This is a genomic window from Microcystis sp. M015S2 (assembly GCF_020245945.1).
Lineage (GTDB): Bacteria > Cyanobacteriota > Cyanobacteriia > Cyanobacteriales > Microcystaceae > Microcystis.
The window spans coordinates 1-20862 of record NZ_JADBTX010000032.1 but is presented as its reverse complement, the minus strand read 5'-3'; the positions used below and the strand labels follow the sequence as shown (position 1 = coordinate 20862).

At 43.4% G+C, this 20862-nt stretch carries 15 protein-coding genes and 1 pseudogene; 4 read left to right on the top strand and 12 right to left on the bottom strand.

The window, feature by feature from the left end; all coding sequences use genetic code 11:
* Positions 1-65: 65 nt before the first annotated feature.
* The 7 genes from IM473_RS07245 to IM473_RS07215 all read right to left on the bottom strand — a co-directional run bounded on the left by IM473_RS07245 (position 66) and on the right by IM473_RS07215 (position 10975).
* Positions 66-2852, bottom strand: a complete 2787-nt coding sequence (locus tag IM473_RS07245) for a cation-translocating P-type ATPase (protein WP_287658225.1) — start codon at positions 2850-2852, stop codon at positions 66-68.
* Between the two features lie 223 nt (positions 2853-3075).
* Positions 3076-4182 carry a hybrid sensor histidine kinase/response regulator gene (locus IM473_RS07240; RefSeq protein WP_287658224.1) on the bottom strand — a complete coding sequence of 369 codons (1107 nt, stop codon included), beginning with the start codon at positions 4180-4182 and terminating at the stop codon, positions 3076-3078.
* A gap of 104 nt (positions 4183-4286) precedes the next feature.
* Positions 4287-4724 carry a pentapeptide repeat-containing protein gene (locus tag IM473_RS07235; protein WP_287658223.1) on the bottom strand — a complete coding sequence of 146 codons (438 nt, stop codon included), beginning with the start codon at positions 4722-4724 and terminating at the stop codon, positions 4287-4289.
* Between the two features lie 114 nt (positions 4725-4838).
* A complete protein-coding gene (locus IM473_RS07230) occupies positions 4839-6311 on the bottom strand; it encodes a BCD family MFS transporter (protein WP_287658222.1) in 1473 nt (490 codons plus the stop codon).
* A 72-nt stretch (positions 6312-6383) separates the two neighbouring features.
* Positions 6384-7211, bottom strand: a complete 828-nt coding sequence (locus tag IM473_RS07225; protein WP_287658221.1) for an Rpn family recombination-promoting nuclease/putative transposase — start codon at positions 7209-7211, stop codon at positions 6384-6386.
* Positions 7212-7418: 207 nt separating this feature from the next.
* Positions 7419-8669, bottom strand: a complete 1251-nt coding sequence (gene rpoD / locus IM473_RS07220; protein WP_002803916.1) for an RNA polymerase sigma factor RpoD — start codon at positions 8667-8669, stop codon at positions 7419-7421.
* A gap of 704 nt (positions 8670-9373) precedes the next feature.
* Positions 9374-10975 carry a 2-isopropylmalate synthase gene (locus tag IM473_RS07215; RefSeq protein ID WP_287658220.1) on the bottom strand — a complete coding sequence of 534 codons (1602 nt, stop codon included), beginning with the start codon at positions 10973-10975 and terminating at the stop codon, positions 9374-9376.
* Positions 10976-11151: 176 nt separating this feature from the next.
* Here IM473_RS07215 and IM473_RS07210 point away from each other — a divergent pair, with 176 nt between their 5' ends.
* Both IM473_RS07210 and IM473_RS07205 read left to right on the top strand, forming a co-directional pair.
* Positions 11152-11487, top strand: a complete 336-nt coding sequence (locus IM473_RS07210) for a hypothetical protein (protein ID WP_110578476.1) — start codon at positions 11152-11154, stop codon at positions 11485-11487.
* Positions 11488-11539: 52 nt separating this feature from the next.
* Positions 11540-13087: an FAD-dependent oxidoreductase gene (locus IM473_RS07205; protein WP_287658219.1), complete on the top strand. Its 1548-nt coding sequence runs from the start codon at positions 11540-11542 to the stop codon at positions 13085-13087.
* Between the two features lie 13 nt (positions 13088-13100).
* Here IM473_RS07205 and IM473_RS07200 read toward each other — a convergent pair whose 3' ends face one another.
* Positions 13101-14609 (bottom strand): helicase C-terminal domain-containing protein, encoded by a 1509-nt coding sequence (locus tag IM473_RS07200; RefSeq protein WP_287658218.1) that lies wholly within the window; start codon positions 14607-14609, stop codon positions 13101-13103.
* A 200-nt stretch (positions 14610-14809) separates the two neighbouring features.
* Here IM473_RS07200 and psb28 point away from each other — a divergent pair, with 200 nt between their 5' ends.
* Positions 14810-15148 (top strand): photosystem II reaction center protein Psb28, encoded by a 339-nt coding sequence (psb28, locus tag IM473_RS07195; protein ID WP_104396760.1) that lies wholly within the window; start codon positions 14810-14812, stop codon positions 15146-15148.
* Between the two features lie 83 nt (positions 15149-15231).
* Here the strand turns inward: psb28 and IM473_RS07190 are convergent, their stop codons facing one another.
* The 4 genes from IM473_RS07190 to IM473_RS07175 are packed head-to-tail and all read right to left on the bottom strand — an operon-like array spanning position 15232 to position 19462.
* Positions 15232-15750 carry an FKBP-type peptidyl-prolyl cis-trans isomerase gene (locus IM473_RS07190; RefSeq protein WP_287658217.1) on the bottom strand — a complete coding sequence of 173 codons (519 nt, stop codon included), beginning with the start codon at positions 15748-15750 and terminating at the stop codon, positions 15232-15234.
* Between the two features lie 6 nt (positions 15751-15756).
* Positions 15757-16080: a phasin family protein gene (locus IM473_RS07185; protein WP_002746237.1), complete on the bottom strand. Its 324-nt coding sequence runs from the start codon at positions 16078-16080 to the stop codon at positions 15757-15759.
* Positions 16081-16094: 14 nt separating this feature from the next.
* Positions 16095-17918 (bottom strand): phosphodiester glycosidase family protein, encoded by a 1824-nt coding sequence (locus IM473_RS07180; RefSeq protein WP_287658216.1) that lies wholly within the window; start codon positions 17916-17918, stop codon positions 16095-16097.
* A gap of 2 nt (positions 17919-17920) precedes the next feature.
* Positions 17921-19462, bottom strand: a complete 1542-nt coding sequence (locus IM473_RS07175; protein ID WP_287658215.1) for a bifunctional pantoate--beta-alanine ligase/(d)CMP kinase — start codon at positions 19460-19462, stop codon at positions 17921-17923.
* Positions 19463-20454: 992 nt separating this feature from the next.
* On the opposite strand from IM473_RS07175, the pseudogene IM473_RS07170 reads away from it, so the two are divergent.
* A pseudogene (locus tag IM473_RS07170) lies at positions 20455-20724 on the top strand (AAA family ATPase); the annotation flags it as partial.
* Between the last annotated feature and the right edge of the window lie 138 nt (positions 20725-20862).

The window sequence follows — 20862 nt, the reverse complement described above, 5'->3', positions numbered from 1 at the left end:
TTCTTCAGTCTTGGCATCTATGCGGAATTAGTTCCGTTTACTTAACACTGAAAAAAACTCTCTGGTTATCGCCGATGATACCAACGGGTAAATAATTTTTCTAACTCCACCCAAACGAATAACAAGGTACTAAATCCCAAACAGATTAATAATTCTTCTTTAGTTAAAAATTGAGTGCCGAAAAAATCCCGCAGGGGAGGAACATAGATTAACATCAGTTGAAAAATTGTCGTCAGGGTTACTGCTACCCAGAGATAGGGATTAGTCAAAGGATTCATTTCTATGGTAAGATGATCACTTGATCGCACGGAAATGGCATGACCCATTTGAGCTAAACAGAGAGTAGTAAAAACCATAGTTTTCCATGAACCGGTATTACCAAAAAGCGGGTCCAATCGCACAGCGATTAACATTTGAGTGATATTAATAATCGAAAAAATAATCCCAATTCTCACAATATAACTGCCCAAACCGCGAGCAAAAATACTTTCTTGGGGACTAAAAGGAGGGCGACGCATAATATTAGGAGAAGCGGGTTCCACTGCCAAAGCTAAAGCAGGTAAACCATCAGTAACTAAATTCATCCAGAGAATTTGTAGGGGAGTTAGGGGAGTAACTAAACCCAAAAGAGGCGAAGCAGCGATAGTAATCACTTCCCCGATATTACTGCCGAGAATATATTTAATAAAACTGCGAATATTGTTATAAACCACTCGCCCTTCTTCCGTGGCAGCGACGATGGTGGCAAAATTATCATCAAGGAGAATCATATCACTAGCCTCTTTGGTGACATCGGTGCCGGAGATTCCCATGGCAATACCTATATCTGCTTGTTTCAAGGCCGGAGCATCATTCACCCCATCTCCGGTCATAGCAACAAATTTACCCTTTTTTTGCAAGGCGCGGACAATGGTTAATTTATGTTCGGGGGAGACACGGGCATAGATGTTAGTTTTGTCAATGAGGTTTTCTAGCTGAATTGGTGATAATTTATCTAATTCTCGCCCTGAGATCACTAAAGCTCCCGCTTGGGCAATACCAAGACTCTTAGCCACCGCTAGAGCGGTTAATTGATGATCGCCGGTGATCATAATCGGACGGATTCCCGCTTCTCGACACCTAGCCACGGCGATTTGTACCTCTGGTCGCGGTGCGTCGATCATACCGACCATTCCTAACCAAATTAGGGCATCTTCGCTGATTTCAGTTGATTCTGGCGGATAAATCAGGTTTTTGTAGGCTAATCCTAAGACTCGCAAACCCCTGTTAGCCATAGCATTGTTAGCGACTAAGACTTTTTCTTTTTCCCCATCCCCAAAAGGAAGACTTTCTAATCCCGATTGATAGGAGAGACACTGTTCAAGGATTAATTCCGGGGAACCTTTGGTAAATAGTACGGGATTGACTCCTTGACAAATGACCGACATTCGCTTTCTTTGAGAAGAAAAGGGGATTTCAGCGATTCTAGGGAACTCTTGCTTGGTTAGGGATAAATTTAAGCCCGCTTTCGCCCCTAAAACTAATAAGGCTCCTTCCGTGGGATCGCCTAAAATGCTATCATGACCGTTATCGAGGTCTAAACTGGCATCGTTGCAGAGGATACTGGCAATTAAGAGATGGTGTAATTCTAGATCGGTTTTGGGATCGATCGCCCGTTGCTCGGTGTCTAAAAATTGTCCTTTTGGGCTATATCCTTCTCCAGTCACCGAAAAATTGCGATTAATTGTCTCTATCTCCCGCACGGTCATTTTATTTTCCGTTAGCGTCCCAGTTTTGTCGGAACAGATCACATTAACGGAACCAAGGGTTTCTACTGCCGGCAGTTTGCGAATCAAGGCCTGACGTTTGACCATGCGTTGGGTACCTAGGGCGAGAGTTAGGGTGATAACTGCGGGTAATCCTTCGGGAACGACGGCTACTGCCATACTAAGGGAAACTTCGACTAATTCCTCTAGGGCCGACCAACCGGCATTGATCAGGCCGATGGTAATAGTCAGGGCAACTAGAATGAGAGAACCAGCAACAAGGACATTACCCAAGTGAGTCATTCTTTTTTGGAGAGGAGTGGGTTCATTGCCGACTGTTGCTAACATTTGAGCGATTTTGCCTAATTCCGTTGTCATTCCCGTATTGGTAACGATGACCTTGGCCCGGCCTTGCAGTACCTCTGTTCCGGTAAAGACAAAATTTAAGCGATCGCCAATGGGAGTATCCCTGTCTAAGGGGTCAATGGAGGCGGATTTATTAACACTATTTGCCTCTCCTGTCAAGGCCGATTCGCGAATTTGCAGGTTAAAAGCTTCGATAATTTGGCCGTCGGCGCTGATTTGGGTTCCCGCTTCAATCAGCATGATGTCCCCGGGGACGAGATTAACCGCGTCTATTTCTCTGCGTTGACCCTCGCGGATAACATTAACTTGGGGAGAGGAAAGTTTTTTTAAAGCGGCCAGAGCTTTTTCGGCGCGACTTTCTTGCAGATAGCCGAGGATACCATTGAGGATGACAATTGTTAAGATAGCGATCGTATCTTTGAAGGGAACACCAATTTTAGCCAGATGACCGCGCTGCAATGCCAGTAAATCCAGTCCCCCGGAAATTATGGCCACGGCAATTAAGAGGAGGAGCATAATATTGGTAAACTGATCTAGGAGAATTTGCCAATTACTGCGCCCTGGACGTTCTTGTAGTTCATTTTTGCCATAATATTTAATTCTTTGGGCGATTTGCTCCCTATTGAGGCCATTAACAGCCGAACTACCGAGGATAGATAGGGTGGTTTCCACCGGATAGGTATGCCAAGGTTGTTGCAAGTTAAGGCTAGAATGGGCAGAATAGTCGGCATTAGCGGCCATGGCAAGTGAAGATAGTTGATCTAGATAGATCTTAGCCCTTTCTTTCCAGGGTCACAGAAAAAAACAAATGTTTAAACTGGCTCTTCCTGCTCATAGACAGTCTTAACGAGTAATGTAGATAAGTAGCTGGTTATAATTAAATTGAAGATAGATCCCCCCTTAATCCCCCCTTGATAAGGGGGGTGTCTGAAAGTTTTTAACATCTACCTACTTAGTCAACAGCTTAGTAGGGTAAAGTAAACCAAAATTGTGAACCTTTTTCGTCATTATTCATAATGCCAATTTCACCCCCGTGAGCATGGATAATTTGACGACATAGATATAAACCTAGTCCTAAACTAATCTGATTATTATTATTGCCTCGTTGATAGCGATCAAATAATTGTTTTCTCTGGGTTTCGCTAATTCCCACCCCATTATCGGCAATAGTACACCAGAGATAATTGCCCTCTAGTCTAGCGGATAAAGTGATAATTATCCCCTGGGGATTGTGTTTAAGAGCATTGGCTAATAAATTCTCAAAAACTCGCCAGAGATGGTGAGCATCGGCATTAACTAAGGGTAAATCGTGGGAAAAATTATTAATTAAAGTTGCTTGATTTTCCTTTAATCTTAACTCCCATTCCTGACCGATCTGTTGACCAATTTCGTAGAGAGATAAAGGCTTTAGTGCTAGGGAAACTCCCCAAAGATCATTTTGTCGGGTTTCGACGAGAGAATCAATTAAAGTTAATTGTCGATCACAACTGTCGGCCATCTGTTGTAAAATCTTCCGGGATACTTCTTTAGTTTCTCCCTGAGAATTTTTAATTAAATTATTTAAGATCATTGACATCCCGATCACGGGATTGCGGAGATCATGAGAGACAGCATAAAGATAAATTTCTAAAGTTTCCTCAGTTTTTTGACGTTCTTGAATTTCGTTTTGTAGTTGTTTTTTTTGACGAGAAATAGTTAATTGATTTTCAATGCGTGCCATGACTTCTTCCCCTTGAAAAGGTTTAGAAATATAATCAACACCTCCCACTTGAAAAGCTTTGACTTTATCGAAGACATCATCAAGAGCGCTGATAAAAATCACGGGAATTTCTCTGGTTTTTTCATCAGCTTTTAACTGTTCACAAACTTGATAACCATTGAGATCGGGCATATTAATATCGAGAAGGATCAGATCGGGAATTAGCGATCGCACTGTATTCAGGGCCATCTGTCCATTAATCGCTTTGCGTACCTGATATCCCTTCTCGGTGAGCATAATCGACAATAGCCGCACATTATTGGGCAAATCATCGACAATTAAGACACTAGGGCGCGGTGTGAGTTGAGTCATGCCGGTTATTTTATAACTCAAACTATTTAGTAAAAGTGTATAAAAAAACAGACGCGACACTCGCATCTGTTACAAAATTAACTATATTTTGAGGACAAGAACATCTAAGGATTTTCACCACCAACAGCGATGCCTGTACCATAAATCTGAGCATTTGTCAAGTTAATTCTCTCCATCGATGCACCCGTCACATCAGCATCATAAATCACGGCGCTGGTGAAATTGACTCCATTGAGATTAGCTTGATTCAAACTGGCATTAGTCAGAAAAGCTGCGGTTAAATTTGCGCCTTCTAGGTTGGCATCGGTCAAATCTGCGCCCTCTAAGTTAGCTTCCTCCAGATTAGCTCCCTGTAAATTCGCTTCTCTCAAATCAGCACCGATTAGATGCGCCCCTCTTAAATCTGCACCCCGGAGATCACAGCCCGGACATTCCCGCGTATTCAATAATTGTTGCACCTGTTGGGGATTTTCCGCACCGACGGGGTTAATCAGCAGTAAGGAGGCTAGGGAACCTAGGGCAATCATTAAAGTCCTTTTCATCGTTTTCGCCTCCTCTTTCGTTTTCCTCTCTACTTTTAAGATAGGAAAAAAGCTGCTAACCAACTTCCCCCGATCGGGCTAATTCTCCTGTTATCTCACTTTTGCTTGCTTTTGCTAGTCGATCTCTCCTTTCATCACTGTTGCGATCGCTGCTCGGGCATTTTCCTTAAATTCCTTGACATCGACGCGACTTAATAACCAAACTGCTAGGATCATTCCCAGTGCTTGCACGAGGAAAACTAAGCCATAGGCTAAAACCGGACTAGAAAAGACAACTTTACCGATATTTAAAATCGTACCGCCTAAAACCGTGGCTAATCCCCGGGCGATCGCTTGGGATAATCCCCAAGCACCGATAAAAGTTCCTGCGGTTTCGGCGGCGGTTAAATCTAACATTAAACTGGTAGCCCCGGCGGTAATCATTCCCGAAGCTAAACCGAAAAAGAGCAAGCTTGATTTTAATAAACTTTGATTAGCAGAAAAGCCGGCAAAAATCAAGAGAATAAAACAAATTGTTGCAAAAATACAGCCATATTTAGTGGTTTTTTGTTTACCGATGCGGGGAATGAGCATAAATCCCGTGGCGGCAATACCAAAAAGGGTTCCGGTTCCCCAAAAAGCGTTTAATTGGGTGGTTTGGGCGATACACATCCCAAAAACCTCGCCCCCAAACGGTTCCATAATTGCATCCTGCATAAATAAACTCAAAGTCATCATCAGCAGAAAGGTGAAAAATAAACCGGTTTGCCGACTAGCGGTGAGAACCTGTAACGCATCTTTAAAGGTAATTTGATCCTCTCTTTGCACGAGAGTGGACCGACTACTAAAACGAGAATATTTTTTTTCTACGCCAAAAGTCGCTAAAATACAGAGACCGAAAACGATAGCGGGCATAATCGTGAACACGGGGTTAATTGTCGCCTGTAGTTGCGGAATATTGGCTATGGGGGCTGATTGAGTCGGATCATAGGTCAAAATATTTGTACCGCAGATATTGGGAGTATCCAGCAAACGAGAACTAACGATCGCCCCGACGACGATTCCCAGCATCAGCATTGACCAAACTATAGCAACTAATTGCGATCGATTATCTTCATCGGACACATCCACCAAGAGGGCGGAAAAAGGGGTAGAACTGGCACTTAAAGCGAGTCCGTAGAGGGCGAAAATTAAGGCTAAGAGGGCAATCCAAGCGTAGGAAATGGTATTCCATCCCGAAGTTTGAATACTAAGTCCCAATTGCCAAACTACCTGCAAAGCAATAAAAGCTAAAGCGGTAAAAACTGCCGCCCCAATCCAGACATAACCGCTGCGATGATGACCTAAAATAGTTTTACCGTCGGATCTTTGCCCAAACCAGATGCGTGCTGGACTAACAAACTGGTGCATAGCGATCGCAGCTGCGGCGAGAAAGGGTAAAACTTTTAACTCATCGATCATAATCCGATTGAGAACCCCCAAAGTCAGCAGAGACATAATACCTAGTCCCATCTGAAAGAGTCCTAAGCGAAACATGGTGAAAAGTCCCAGTTTTGGCAGGGGTTTTGGGGATGAGTGAGTAGAATGGGGAATATCGCTGGTAGCCATAGTTAAATCAATACGGGAAAAAAGCCAGTATTTAAAAATTTAACGCAGGACGAGCAGACATCTTCTGGGGATTTAATTTTCTATCTCCAATAACCAAGTGGTCAGATCTGTCAAGCTGGTAAAATCGAGCAGCGCTTCTCCTAAAGTTTCTAATTGTTCTAGAGATAGTTCTCGGATTTGTTGGCTTAAAGTCGAGGATATTTCACCTAAACGACGGTTAAGTAGCCGTAGAATCAAAGAAACCGCTTCTTCTCGTCTTCCTTGTGCTTTTCCACTTTCCCGGATGTCCTGATAAATAACTGATTCGCGCATAATTTCTTCTCTTAATAAACTTCCGATGATTTCCTTACTTAATACTAACCCCGCCAGAATTGCTGTAGCGGCGGCTAAATTGCTTTTTTCAGTTCTACCCTCGATATTATCAATTTTTGCGGCTACTTGTCGTAGAATTTCGGGACGATTAGAGGTTTTTCCTAGATTGGCCAAGGGTAACAATCCTGATAATCCTAACATTTCCTCAGCAGCAATTTCCCAGAGACGAAGCACTTCGTATTCATGACGGGTATTGGGAAGAATAAAAGCGTTTTCCTGCACCAAAGGTGATGAGGTTTCTTTCAGGTAAATTACCACTTGTCGCATGGTTTTTTTGGGGAAGCGACGATAGACTCTAGTGCGATAATCTAACATCCGAAAGGACATTTTTGGGTCAGGATCGGTCTGGAATTCGAGATGAAGAATCATCTGCTCTGATTCTAACAAAATCAGGGCATCAGCCCGAATCGGTTCTAGAGACAGTTCCGAGGGACTCAATTGGGTGAAGGAGAGGGGTTCTCCTAATAACCATTGGGCGAAGTCACGACTATAATTTTCGGCGAGAAATTTACAGACATTATCATACATTTCTTGATTCTAATCAATGAGATATTTATAGTGTTTCTGATCAAGATGAAGTCTAACCTAATTTGGTATCAACGAGCGACTCCCCAAAACAAAAACTTTGTACCTCATCATTAAGATAACTGCTGTAAATTCGATCGAGGTAGGTGCAGATTACAATAAAACTGAGCCTCAAGGAGACTCAGTTTCTAGTTTTTTAAGGGCGGGAAATTAACGAATGTACTCTTTGAGGATACTATTGCGGTTAGGGTGACGCAGTTTCCGCAGGGCCTTGGCTTCTATTTGACGAATGCGCTCGCGAGTGACGTTGAAAATCTGGCCGATTTCTTCGAGTGTTTTCATCCGGCCATCATCTAAACCGTAGCGCAGCCGCAGCACATCGCGTTCGCGAGGACTAAGGGTATCGAGGACGTTTTCTAAATCCTCGCGTAATAGATTTTTAGAAACTTCATCTTCTGGGGTTTCCCCATCCGCTTCGATAAAGTCTCCTAAACGGGAATCTTCTTCTTTACCGATAGGAGTCTCTAGAGAAATAGGTAATTGGGCAGATTTGGCAATAAAACGCAGTTTTTCAATGGTCATCTCCATCTTGGTGGCGATTTCTTCCTCGGTGGGTTTGCGGCGCATTTCCTGAGAAAGAATCTTGGTGGTTTTTTTGATCCGGGAGATGGTTTCGTAGAGGTGGACGGGGAGACGAATGGTGCGGGATTGATCGGCGATCGCCCGGGTGATGGCTTGACGAATCCACCAAGTGGCATAGGTGGAGAATTTATAACCCTTTTCGTGGTCGAATTTTTCGGCGGCACGGATCAAACCGAGGGAACCTTCTTGAATTAAATCTTGGAAGGAAAGACCGCGATTCATGTATTTCTTGGCGATCGAAACCACTAAACGCAGGTTCGATTGTACCATTTTTTCCTTAGCGCGACGACCATGGTACAATCGACGCTTAAAGGCCGATAAGTATTCCTTTGATTTCGCCAGCCATTCTTCTACCATGGGAGCCGTTAGCTCCGTCTTCCCTAAATAAGCCTTAATATCCGATAATTTCGGTTCTTTTTCCGATTTTTCGGCGATAATTCTTTCGATGCGCTCGAACAGGAAAACCTGTTTTCCCCATTCAGCATCGCTATAGAGGCAAAAATCTTCGCGAATGCGTTCTAATTTCAGTAGATCGGCGATTTTTCTCGCTAATTCGATCTCCTCCTCCGCTCTCAATAACCGAATCCTGCCAATCTCTTGCAGATAAATCCGAATCGAATCTTCCGTATAGGGTTTTTTTCTGGCCGCGTCGCGACGACGAGCGCTGGCAAGGCGGCGGGTTTTTTTGCCATCGTTGCTATCGCTGGTTTCTTCTAGCTCTAACTCGATATCCTCATCATCGAAGTCTTCGTCTAGGTCAATCAAATCTAAATCCAATTGCGGCTCGGTAAGGGTTAGTACATCGTGGGCCTGCGTCATGCCGTTTTCCTCTTGCTCCTTCTGTGCAAAACTAGAAGATCGAATCTCAATCTAGGTGATACTGAACGAATTTGTGTCTCAAATCCGAGACGGGGAAAGACTTTTCCGATTGTAGCTTTAATTACAACAAATGGGAGAAGATCTTTGCTTAAATTCTCTTGTGTCGATGCGATTTTAGCGACACGGAATGCTGTTTTAGCTCGGTCAACTCATAATCTGGCTCCTGCAAAAATTGGGTAAATGGCTGGAGGACTGGAATCCGATCGCCGGTTTGTCTGCGGTGTTGACCAGATAGCTAACAATCAAAGGAATTATTGGACGGGTTAACTGTTCCCAATGGCAAGGGGAACAGCATCCCTATTGGCCCTTGCTAATTCCTTTAGTCTTTAGCTATTGTATTTAATTTGATCGGATTCTTACGGATAAATTTCATCCCTCATTGCTTTTACGCGAATCTGTTTTTGGTACATTAGCACCATGATTAATCAGAGCGCAAGCTCATAATATTAACTTAGCAACATTTTAGAAATTTGCGAGACAAATTTAAGATTTTCTCCAACAGCGCCATGGGAATTATGAATTATGAATTATGAAGTGGGGTGGTCACTGCGTGCGCGTTGCGGGGGGAAGTGGGGAAGTGGGGTGATGGGGTAGTGGGGGAATTTCAAGTAACACCCTAACACCCTAACACCCTAACACCCTATCTAGACTTGTAGCATTTCGGGGGTTTTTTCCTTCTGCTGCAGTGCGACATGGAGACGGTTTAAGGCACTGACGTAGGCGCGAGCGGAGGCGACAATAATATCGGTATCGGCTGCGCGAGCAGAATAGGTGCGTCCTTCGTAACGGAGACGGATAGTCACTTCTCCTAAAGCATCGATTCCCTCGGTCACTTCCCGCACCGAGAAAGAGATTAATTCGTTCGGAATCTGCACCACTCGATCGATCGCTTTGCAGAGAGCATCTACCGGTCCTGTACCAATGGCCGCATCGGATAACTCGCTACCGTCGGGAGTGCGAATCGTTACCGTGGCCGTGGGTCTGGCGCTATTTCCACAGGACACTTGTACTAATTCAAGGCGGAAGTGATCGGGAACCGTATCGATTTCATCGTTAACAATCGCTTCTAGATCGCGATCGGTGATTTCCTTTTTGCGATCGGCCATTTCCTTAAACTGGATAAAAGCGTTATTAAGTTCCGTTTCCGAAAGCTCAAAACCCAATTCCTGCAAACGAGAGCGAAAAGCGTTGCGGCCGGAGAGTTTCCCGAGGACGATCTGATTATGGGTCAAACCGATCGATTCTGCATCCATAATCTCATAGGTGAGTTTATGTTTTAACACCCCGTCCTGATGGATTCCCGACTCGTGTGCGAAAGCGTTAGCACCGACGATCGCCTTATTCGGTTGCACGATCATGCCGGTAAGATTAGAAACTAGGCGAGAAGTGCGATAGATTTCCTTGGTGTTGATCTTGGTTAAAGGTTCCGTGGACTCTGCTGGACGACCAAGGAAAGGATTAAAATAGGAGCGCCGGACATGAAGGGCCATCACCAACTCTTCTAGGGAAGCATTACCGGCACGCTCACCGATCCCATTAATAGTACATTCCAACTGTCGAGCGCCATGTTTAACTGCTTCGAGGAAATTAGCCACCGCTAACCCTAAATCGTCGTGACCATGGACGGAGATAATCGCTTGGTCGATATTGGGGACATTTTCCTTAATTCCCCGGATTAAAGCGCCAAATTCGCTGGGGGTGGTGTAACCGACGGTATCGGGAATGTTAACGGTGGTGGCTCCTGCGGCGATCGCTCTTTCAAGGACTTGATAGAGGAATTCCGGATCGCTGCGGCCCGCATCTTCGGGGGAAAATTCCACATCATTAAGGAAGGATTTAGCATAGGCCACCATTTCTGGCACAATCTCAAGAACTTCCTGACGAGTCTTCTTAAGTTTGTATTGGAGGTGGATATCGGATGTGGCTAGGAAGGTGTGAATTCTGGGCTTGGCGGCGGGTCTGAGCGCATCGGCGGCAGATTTGATGTCTTTTTGGTTAGCCCGGGCTAATCCGCAAATAATCGGGCTATCAGCTTCGCTGCCGACGCTGGCAGCAATCTTCTGCACAGCTTCAAAGTCCCCCGGACTAGCGTGGGGAAAACCTGCTTCAATGACATCAACTCCCAGTCTTGCCAGTGCGCGCGCTATGGTTAGCTTCTCATCCACATTTAAAGCGGCACCCGGGGACTGTTCCCCATCTCGAAGGGTGGTATCGAAGATAATCACACGGTCTGGACTGGTATTCATAGTTTTTTTGTACCGTTAACGAACTTGGGAGTTGTTCCTCTGATTATAGCAGCCGAGGCCGAGGGGGTTGTTAAGGAAAATTGCGCTGAGAATTTCTCGACTTGCTCGCGCTTTTCCTGCTTGCCCTTTTTTTGGCTACCATAGAGGATATAGATAAATTGGCGAGGGACTTAACAATGTTTGGCAAACCAGCGAAGGAACCGAACCCACCGGAGGTAAAAGACCTACAGGAAGTGATGTTTTCGATTAAGCAAAATCTCGAACCAGATCAGGATAAAACTGATATTAATCTTGTTGAGACTCCTACTCCAGAGGTGGTTACTGTAGTTGAAAATATTAGTAAAATTCTCTCTCCCTATTTTATCGTTTTGGTGGGGTTATTTCTCTATGATCGGAATAGTTTTATCGGTTTTTTATTAGTTTTTACGGGAGTTCTAGCGATTTTTGGGGTTTCTCTCAAGGATATTAATAAACTCTTTGAAGAAGGGAAAAAGTTTTTCCAATCTAAATAGGTTTCTCCTCTGGATATGGTGATAACTGATAACTGATAACTGATATAAGATTATGTCTTTAGTTGCATCTTTACTCGATCGAGTATCTCCTCAGAGTTTACAACAATTGCGAGCCAGCGATCGAGCTTGGCAAGCTTTGCGTTTAGAAAATGCGCTTATTCCTACGGTAATTAATCAAAGTCAAGAATCTTTAGGAGAGACGGATTTTGATCTAGTGATTGCGGGGGGAACCCTGGGAATTTTCATCGGGGCTGCCCTACAAACTAGGGGCTGGCGTGTGGCATTATTAGAAAGAGGTATTCTGCGCGGTCGTCAGCAGGAGTGGAATATTTCCCGTTTAGAATTAAGCAGTTTTTTAGAGTTAGATTTATTGACCGAAGCTGAATTAAATCAAGCAATAGCGACGGAATATAATCCTGCGAGGGTGGGATTTTATCAAGGTTATGAACTTTGGGTCAGAGATATTTTAAATATCGGTGTTGATCCGGTTTATTTGCTAGAAACTTTAAAAACTAAGTTTTTGCAAGCGGGAGGAAAGTTATTAGAAAATTCGGGGTTTAGCGGGGGGATTATTCATCCCGATGGGGTAATGGTTAAAACGGGAGAAATGACTTTAAAAACCCGTTTATTAATCGATGCCATGGGTCATTTTTCGCCAATTGCAAAACAGGCAAGAAAAGGAGAAAACCCCGATGGAGTTTGTTTAGTGGTGGGTAGTTGCGGTCAGGGTTTTCCCAGTAATGAAACTGGTGATTTGATTTATTCTTTTACCCCAATCTTGCACCAATGTCAATACTTTTGGGAAGCATTTCCCGCTAGGGATGGTCGGACAACTTATTTATTTACCTATCTTGATACCCATCCCGATCGCTTTAGTTTAGAATTTTTGATGGAGGAGTATTTAAGATTACTGCCAGAGTATCAAAAGGTGGATTTAGAAGCGGTCAAATTTCAGCGTTTTCTAGCAGGTTTTTTCCCTGCCTATCGTCAAAGTCCTTTAAAAATGCCTTGGTCAAGAATTCTGGCAGTGGGAGATAGTAGCGGTAGTCAATCTCCGGTAAGTTTTGGTGGTTTTGGGGCAATGGTTAGGCATTTAAAAAGGCTAACTTTTGCCATCGAGGAAGCTTTACAAATTGATGCTTTAAACCGAGAAGATTTAGCCCTTTTACAACCCTATCAACCTAATATATCGGTAACGTGGCTATTTCAAAAAACCATGAGTGTCCCGATATATGCTAACCCTAATCCCAATCAAATTAATGACTTAATGAGTGGAGTTTTTCGGGTAATGGATAAGTTGGGAGATGAGGTATTAAAACCGTTTTTACAGGATGTGGTGCAGTTTTCTTCTCTCTCAAAAACTTTGCCTTTGGTTAATCCTCAATTAGTTTTACCGATGATTCCGCAAGTAGGTATCAGTCCTTTTATCGATTGGACGGGACATTATTTTAATTTAGCTTTGTATAGTGGTTTATATCCCTTAGCAGCCACCTTAAAACCTGTTTTAGAAAAGTTACCCGACAAGCAAAAATATCTTTATCATCGTTATCTAGATAGTTGGAAATATGGCTCTGGGGGAGATTTTATCAGTAAACAGTAACCTGATAACTGATTTAATCTTTATCTTGAAAAAATTGTTGATCGAGATAATTAACTTTAGCATAGGGTTCTAAAGCGGAGAGAATTTGTCGGCCATAACTGCGAGCATTGACACGATTATCGAGGACAGCCACACAACCCTGACACTCCCGGAGAGACTGAACAGATTTCTGGATTTCCCTCACTGCTGTGGGTAAAAGATAGGCACGAAACCAGTCGAGATGTTGTCGTTTATAGTAAGCAATTTTGCCAGCAACGAGAGGATTTTCGGGGGATGGTAAGGGTAAAGTAGCGATAATTAATAAACTGGGAGTCGGAAATTTTTCTTGATGGGTTTGCCAGAATTGCCAACCACAAACCAGAATAGTATTATTATTAATCTCAGTTTTTTCCACTTGTACTCGCGAACCGTAATCGGCTGCGATTTGGGTGGCAATTTGTGCCTTGAGGGGAACATCTTCAATCAGAATTACTATCGGTTGTTCACTGGTATGATTAGCACTAACTAATTCCCGTACTTGCTTTAATAACATCGGTTTAAATTCGGGTGTGTTGGGGGCGCTGATGCGCTCGGGTAGATATAAATGAATATATTCACTTTCGCGATCAGCTGCAAACTTTAAAGTTAAAATATCTCCGATACCCTGATTTTGACGGTATAAATTAGCGGATTTTTCGCTATCTAAAAAACTGCCGATTAAAACAAAGGGTTGCTGCTGCCAAATTGGTTTGAAAAAACTAGCCACCTCCAAAGGACTGATTTTTAGGGTAAATTCTTCTCGCTCTCGATCTACTGATGTCCAGAGGAGATAATTATGCTCGGGGATTTTTGCCGCTAAAAGTTGCCAAACAGAATCAGTGGTTAAGTCTTGATGCAAGCGTTGCAGGAGAGCAATTATATATTCTTTTTCCTTGGCATCAATAAGATAGCAATTATAGGGATTTATTGGATGGCCAAGAATACTTTGGCTAAGTTGTGCTTTAATTAAGTCTATAAACTCTCTATGCTGGGGATATGCTGACTCTAAAGCAGACCATTGTTCGGGAGTAATGGTGACGGTGAGATGATCTACTAGACAAGTTTCTAAATCTTCGGCTCGATCGATTATTGTGGGGATATTCTGGGGAAAATGACCGAGATTGCCCAATTTGTCCTCTAACCATTCTTGGGGTGTGGTGAGGAGTAAACCGGTAAAATTAGCGGGAAAGCGATCGCTTTTGAGGATATCTCGCTGACTTTGTAACCATGTTTGTAGATGGGGGATTTCCACTTCTAACAGTAGATTTAGTTCTGACTCTGGGGCAACAATCAGAACAGGTGTATTACCTAAAAGAGCCGGGGTGAGATAACTGAGACAATAACGGGTGAGAGTAGTTCCAGTTTGTATGAGAGAGGAACGTTTTAAGCGTAAAGCTCTAGCCACCAGTCGCCCCATAGTGAGATGATGAGACCAGTAAAAGCGTCCTTGTTCGCGTAAAAAAGCGCGTAGGGAAGAATGAACCGCTGCTTCTAATAAAACCATCTCATCTCAGTTATTGGTTATCAGTGATCGGTTATCAGTGGGAAGGGAGAGGTTTACAAGTGATCTTTCATCAGTCAAACCTACTCCCACGAGTTGACCGTGGATATTTTAAGTTTATGCTGTTGCATCTGCTTTTTACTTGCGACTTGGTGTGAGATGATCTAGAAATGTCTATTTTATGAGAAGGATAAAGAAAAGTAATGGCAGAAATTCAGTTTTCCAGGGGGTTAAAAGAACCGATTGTTCCCGATATCCGCTTAAGTCGCACTAAAACGGGAGAGAAGGGATCGGCAAAATTTTATTTTGATCAACCGACTATCCTCGGAGATCAACAAACCGAGGAAATCACGGGGATGTATCTCGTCGATGAGGAAGGAGAAATCGTCACCAGGGAAGTAAAAGGCAAATTCATCAACGGTAAACCCACGGCGATCGAAGCTACGGTTATTTTTAATTCTCCCGCAGAGTGGGATCGTTTTATGCGTTTTATGGAACGTTACGGTAGCGAAAACGGTCTAGAATTTACTAAATCTTCCTGATTTGGCCTTTAGCTTCTGGCAATTTGTCAAAAAACCCGCATTCAGGATCGATGCGGGTAAAAGTGAAAAATCAGAGGAAAAACCTATTTAACTCCCAACAATTCCACATCGAAAAGTAAAGTCGCGTTGGGAGGAATTACCCCACCAGCACCCCGCGCACCATAACCCAATTCTGGGGGGATAATTAAGGTACGCTGTCCACCGACTTTCATCGATGCGACTCCTTCATCCCATCCTTTGATCACTTGACCCACTCCAATGGTAAAGGTAAAAGGTTGATTGCGATCCTTGGAGCTATCGAATTTTTTGCCGTCTGTCAGGGTTCCCGTGTAGTGAACAGTTACTTTTTGACCTTTTTGGGGACTTTCTCCAGTTCCTTCCACGATATCGATGTATTTTAGTCCCGAATCGGTGGTGACTGCTTGATCTAAATCCATGGAGATGATTTCCTTATTAATAGTTTGAGTGATAGCGGGTGGCTCGATTTCTGCGGCGATCGCATTGTTTTTTTCCCCTCCACCAAAGAGGGAAGCAACGATTAAAAATAAGCCACAAACCGCAATGATAGCAAAACTGAGCAAGATTTCGCGCATTGATTTCATAGTTCCCTAACGCCAGAGTTTATTCTCTAAGTCTCTCACCTGTCGTTCTAATCTATCAATCCTTCCCCGCAGTTCGTCCATTTCCGATTGTCGGGGAACCCCTAAATCCTGCAAAATCTGGCGAATATAGCGTTCTAAGTTGTTCTCGAAGCTCCCCTGTTCAGACTTCATCTGTGTCATCAGATCATCAACAAAGTTTTTAGCCTGATCAGAATTGATTTTACCGTCTTTGACTAATTCGTCGCTCACTTCTTTGATCTTTTCTGCCACCATGGAAGTAGTACCAATACCCATCAGCAGCAGTTGTTTAATCCAGTCGCTATTATCCATTGTTTTCACACTTTTCAAGGAGACGGGGATAAAAATATCCCTATTCCATTATGGACTTTTGCGGCGGTAACGGCAGAGCGATCGAGCAGATAACCCGCCAAGGCTATCCCCGTGGAACTACCCCCATCTAGGTTTAAACCGTCCTTTGCCGCCATTAACAGCAAAATTCGGGCTAATTCGCCTAAAGTTGCCCCCCGTCCCCCGACGCGATTGTGGATAGCAACTAGCAAAATTTTTCCTTCTCGGCTAACTGCGATCGCACTGCGGGAAGCTTGTTGATTTTGGAATGCAGGACTAAATTTTTCGGCATTTCCATCCAAAACTATGCGTCCATTCTGCAATAATAGGGGACCTGCACCTAAAATCTGGGGATAATTGGCAAAATCCCTCGGTAGGGTGACGCTATCGAGGTTGACTCTTTCACCAATATTTAAATTAATATCTGTCTTTCGGCAGATGACTAAATAGCCATTTTCTGGTATGTCTATACTATCCTGTGGGGAAAGATTATTTAATTTCTCCGTTATGCGATCGCCTTGGACGACTAACCCAGTTTCGCGCTCGGTGAGGGGATGATAATTACTTCCCCAATCGCGAGTATAACGACTGCAGCCGGCTGTCAGGAAAGCACTATTTAACTGGGTTAGAGGAAAACGTTGTCCAGTGGCAGTAATGAGAGTTTCCTCTAAACTGAGGCGATCGATCCTGATTTTACCACGATTATCCCATGCGATCGCTCCTCGGTTTAAAATTGGTCCGGATAACCATTTGCCATCCACACGAATTGCCCCCAAAGGTAACTGATTATTACGATTAAAAAAGCCGCCATTAATCATCGCTACCGCATTACTTTCGCTATTAATCGTGATCAGGGGATTAGTGCCGCGCATTGAGGTGGAATTAGCGGTGATTGGTTTAATAGTTATCTGGGGATTTTTAGGATCAATTTCTAACCAAGTCACGGGAAACCAATCTTTGTCTAACTGGATATATTTTTGATTCCAGATTAACCCGGGCTGCCAAACAATGCGCTTTTCATCCATAGCATCGGGACGAGAATCAATGATAATTCGGGGAGGATTAGCCACACTGCTGATCTGTAATCCGTAGGCAGTGGGAAGGTTAATTTTTAAACGACTGATCACTCCATTATTTTCTAAGGAAGTGATCTGAGTGGCTAAGTTATTATTGGAGTTACCTAGATCATCTTCATCGTTATTTTGATTACTGTTGCTGATAGTTTGGGGTTGAAACCTAGAGATGAGCGATTGCTGGGCATTTCCTTCTAAAGTAATCACAGCTTCATTTTTTGCCTGACTAACTTGCCAAAAGGTCGGGCGATCGAGTTGAATAATAATCCTTTGTACTGCTCCATAATTTTCTAGCTGAATATCTTGAATCTGGGGAGCAGCAAAGTTAATAGTTAAACTATCACCATTAATTGTGGTTGTTGCCCCCATTTTTAGTAAAATATCCGTAACATCCAGCCAGCGATCAGAGTCGATTAAATTAGCCGATAAAGTTTGTAAATTAAACCAGTTTATCGGTTGCTTTTTTGGATCATTTGTGCTAAGAAAATCCATGCCGAATAATTGTCTTGCTCCCGTGTCACCCATGGCAATTCTGGTACTATTTGCTGTTGTCCACTGTCGCCAAGAAACGGGCAAAGAACGACCATTAAGAATAATTTTTTTTCCCTGTTGCTGGTTCGATAAATCCCTAGAAGCTAAAGTTATTGCTGATCTATGATCGGCTAAAGATATAGTTGGACTGCCAAGAATTATCAAGGAAGTTACCGTTAAACAGATAGATGATAAAGTCAGGTAATTTAACTGCATAATTATCTCCCTAAATCACCTGAGTTAAGATGATAAAGAGCAATGATTTTTTCCGTGACTTCTGTAATAGTGAGATGATCGGTATTAACTTCGATCGCATCTGCGGCTTTTCGCAGGGGTGCTAGGGAGCGATTACTATCCAAATAATCCCTTTTTTCAATCTCTTGGGTTAATTCTGCGAGACTAATCCCACCATTTCCCTGCGCTTCTAAGTCTTTTAATCTCCTTCTCGCTCTTTCTTCGGATGTCGCTGTCAAGAAAATCTTTAATTCCGCTTCTGGGAAAACATTAGTACCAATATCTCGACCTTCCACAACTATTCCCCCTGACATTCCCAGTTGTCTTTGCAGGGTGACTAACTGCTGTCTCACCGCTTTTTGAGCGGCAATTCTGGACACTTGCGAGGTAATTGCGGGAGAGCGAATCTCTAAAGTCACATCCTGCCCATTAATCTTCACTATAGTCACATTTTCGGGACTATCGGCCGGAATTATTTCTATCTTCGCCAAGGATAATAACTCGGCGATGGCCGCTTCTGCGGACAAATCCAGACCGGAATTCACCACTAACCATGTCACCGCGCGATACATCGCACCGGTATCGAGATAGGTTAACCCCAATTTTTCGGCTACTAAGCGCGTTACCGTCGATTTTCCCGCTCCAGCCGGCCCATCAATAGCGATAACTGCCCGACGTTGACGCAAGATAATATTATCAATTAAACGGGTTTGACCGATCAATCCGGCGATCGCTAATAAGCCCCTTGCTTCGATCTGCTCGATCGGTTGTAAACTCTGGGGATGGACTAAATCCAGATACTGACAGCGAAATTCTGGTACTCTGTCGAGATTTTTTTGGACAATAGCCAGTAGTTTTTCCCTTTGTCTTTCCCCTAAACGAAAACTGTCGAGGGCTAATTGCAAACTTTGGGCGATAATTGTCGCTTTTTCCCTTTCTGTGGCCGATAGATACTGATTGCGAGAACTAACTGCTAATCCCGATGTTTCTCGCACTGTAGCACAAGCGCGAATCTCGATCGCTAAATTTAAATCCCTGACTAATTGCCGGATAATCGCTAACTGTTGGGCATCCTTTTCGCCAAAATAGGCGATCGTCGGTGCAATTATATTAAACAACCGCGTGACAATTGTGGCTACTCCCTGAAAATGTCCCGGACGAAAAGCACCACATAACCCGCTAGTCAGAGAAATCGGGGGAACAACTGCGGTTATCTCCTCAGAATTACCAATTCCTAAAGTTTCCGCACTGGGAGCAAAAATAGCAGCAACTCCCAAGGATTCACACAGTTGGCGATCGCTGTCAAGGCTGCGGGGATAGCGAGAAAAATCCTCTGTGGGGCCAAATTGTAGAGGATTAACAAAAATACTGACCACAGTTACCTCCGCTTCCGTCACTGCGCGTCGAATTAGACTAGCATGACCTTTATGGAGAGCGCCCATGGTTGGCACGAGGGCAATACTGCGATCATGGCGATAATCAGCCAAAAAAGTGCGTAAACCGGGGATTGTTGTGAATATTTGCACAGGGTTCACTCCTTTAATAGCCTATTCCACTACTATTCGCCAGGGGATGCTGCCCGATGATCAATTCGGCTGCTTCCGGGGAATCGGCTTTAAATAATAACATCCCATCGCCTCTTTCTGTCCAATAACTCGTTTTTTGCCTCCTGTCGGCTCTCTTGGGTTTGGTGGGTAAAATGTATTTTATAAGATATATTCCCGCCAGCGAGCGACTGGAACGAACCACAAAGACACAAAGGACACAAAGATTGATCGGTTCTATATAAGTTAAACTGATCACACAAAGAATAAGAGAGGCTCCTGATCACACAAAGAATAAGAGAGGCTCCTGTGCTGTCTCGGTTGACCGCTGCATATATGCTTGTTTAACAAACTGGGGCATAATTTTTTTCAGGACGATGACCGGTAAGCAGCCCGACAATTATATAGATTAATGGCAAAAAAGACTTGACAAAATCCCTCGATTTGACCTATACTTTTTAGTATAATGGGGATCCGTGCCAAGATATATATAAGCCTTTTTAGTTCCGATATAGCGGTATGCGCTTGAGTGAGATACAGACAAAGCCTTGCCTAGCATGGTTTATAGCTCGTGACAGTGTACCTCGTACGACTGCACACCGCTATAATTAAGTGGTTCTGATTAAATAGAAGATAGATTTTGTCTTTGATCCCCACTGCCCCCTAGAGCCTAGAATTGATTCATAGTAGGGTTGATTCATGAATCAACCCTACCTTGAGGGGGAATCTGACAGTTAACACCTAACTACTTAATTAGGACTTACGCATTGACAGGATCGACCAAATATGAGGTATGGGTTTCGGGCATTTTAACGTGATTTTTTGATGACTTTTGAGCGATCGCTATCGCTCAGAAGTTAATCGCCAAAAGTCTGAAACGACGGATTTTCGTTCATACACATCGTGGTGAATTTGTACAGTGCGTAACTCCTATTAATAAACCATCACCGGGTAAATAGCCAGAGATAGAAATTATGAAGGAAAGCACCGTCCCCACCATTAATCTCGCCCCTAAACTCAGACGCAATTTATCTTTATGGAATCCCTTTGATTATCTTTTGCTGTTGTACTGGGTGTTTTATTTTCCCCAAGCAATAGGCTGGTATGTGGAAACGAGAGGCGGCGGCGATAAATTCCAAGAACAGAAAACATGGCGCGATAGAATGCAATTTCTCCGCGACCATCCCGTACAATTGCGTCTAGGGATTCAGGGTCTTCTCTTAACTGTAATTACCCCTCTAATTAAACCTCTCCATAATTTAATTAAATCACAATAATAGGATATAATAAAACAAATAGTAAATCAAAAAAAGCCATGAAAAACTACACTTGGGAATACATTCAAAAATATCCGAAACAAACTAAAAGACTATTAGGAATTG

Excerpts from the sequence above, each read along its gene's own strand:
- IM473_RS07190 (WP_287658217.1), bottom strand. The coding sequence starts at position 15,750 with ATGAAATCAATGCGCGAAATCTTGCTCAGTTTTGCTATCATTGCGGTT.
- IM473_RS07205 (WP_287658219.1), top strand. The coding sequence starts at position 11,540 with ATGTCTTTAGTTGCATCTTTACTCGATCGAGTATCTCCTCAGAGTTTA.
- IM473_RS07225 (WP_287658221.1), bottom strand. The coding sequence starts at position 7,211 with ATGTATGATAATGTCTGTAAATTTCTCGCCGAAAATTATAGTCGTGAC.
- IM473_RS07200 (WP_287658218.1), bottom strand. The coding sequence starts at position 14,609 with ATGGTTTTATTAGAAGCAGCGGTTCATTCTTCCCTACGCGCTTTTTTA.
- IM473_RS07230 (WP_287658222.1), bottom strand. The coding sequence starts at position 6,311 with ATGGCTACCAGCGATATTCCCCATTCTACTCACTCATCCCCAAAACCC.
- IM473_RS07215 (WP_287658220.1), bottom strand. The coding sequence starts at position 10,975 with ATGAATACCAGTCCAGACCGTGTGATTATCTTCGATACCACCCTTCGA.
- psb28 (WP_104396760.1), top strand. The coding sequence starts at position 14,810 with ATGGCAGAAATTCAGTTTTCCAGGGGGTTAAAAGAACCGATTGTTCCC.
- IM473_RS07240 (WP_287658224.1), bottom strand. The coding sequence starts at position 4,182 with ATGACTCAACTCACACCGCGCCCTAGTGTCTTAATTGTCGATGATTTG.
- IM473_RS07235 (WP_287658223.1), bottom strand. The coding sequence starts at position 4,724 with ATGAAAAGGACTTTAATGATTGCCCTAGGTTCCCTAGCCTCCTTACTG.
- IM473_RS07185 (WP_002746237.1), bottom strand. The coding sequence starts at position 16,080 with ATGGATAATAGCGACTGGATTAAACAACTGCTGCTGATGGGTATTGGT.
- IM473_RS07245 (WP_287658225.1), bottom strand. The coding sequence starts at position 2,852 with ATGGCCGCTAATGCCGACTATTCTGCCCATTCTAGCCTTAACTTGCAA.
- IM473_RS07180 (WP_287658216.1), bottom strand. The coding sequence starts at position 17,918 with ATGCAGTTAAATTACCTGACTTTATCATCTATCTGTTTAACGGTAACT.
- rpoD (WP_002803916.1), bottom strand. The coding sequence starts at position 8,669 with ATGACGCAGGCCCACGATGTACTAACCCTTACCGAGCCGCAATTGGAT.
- IM473_RS07210 (WP_110578476.1), top strand. The coding sequence starts at position 11,152 with ATGTTTGGCAAACCAGCGAAGGAACCGAACCCACCGGAGGTAAAAGAC.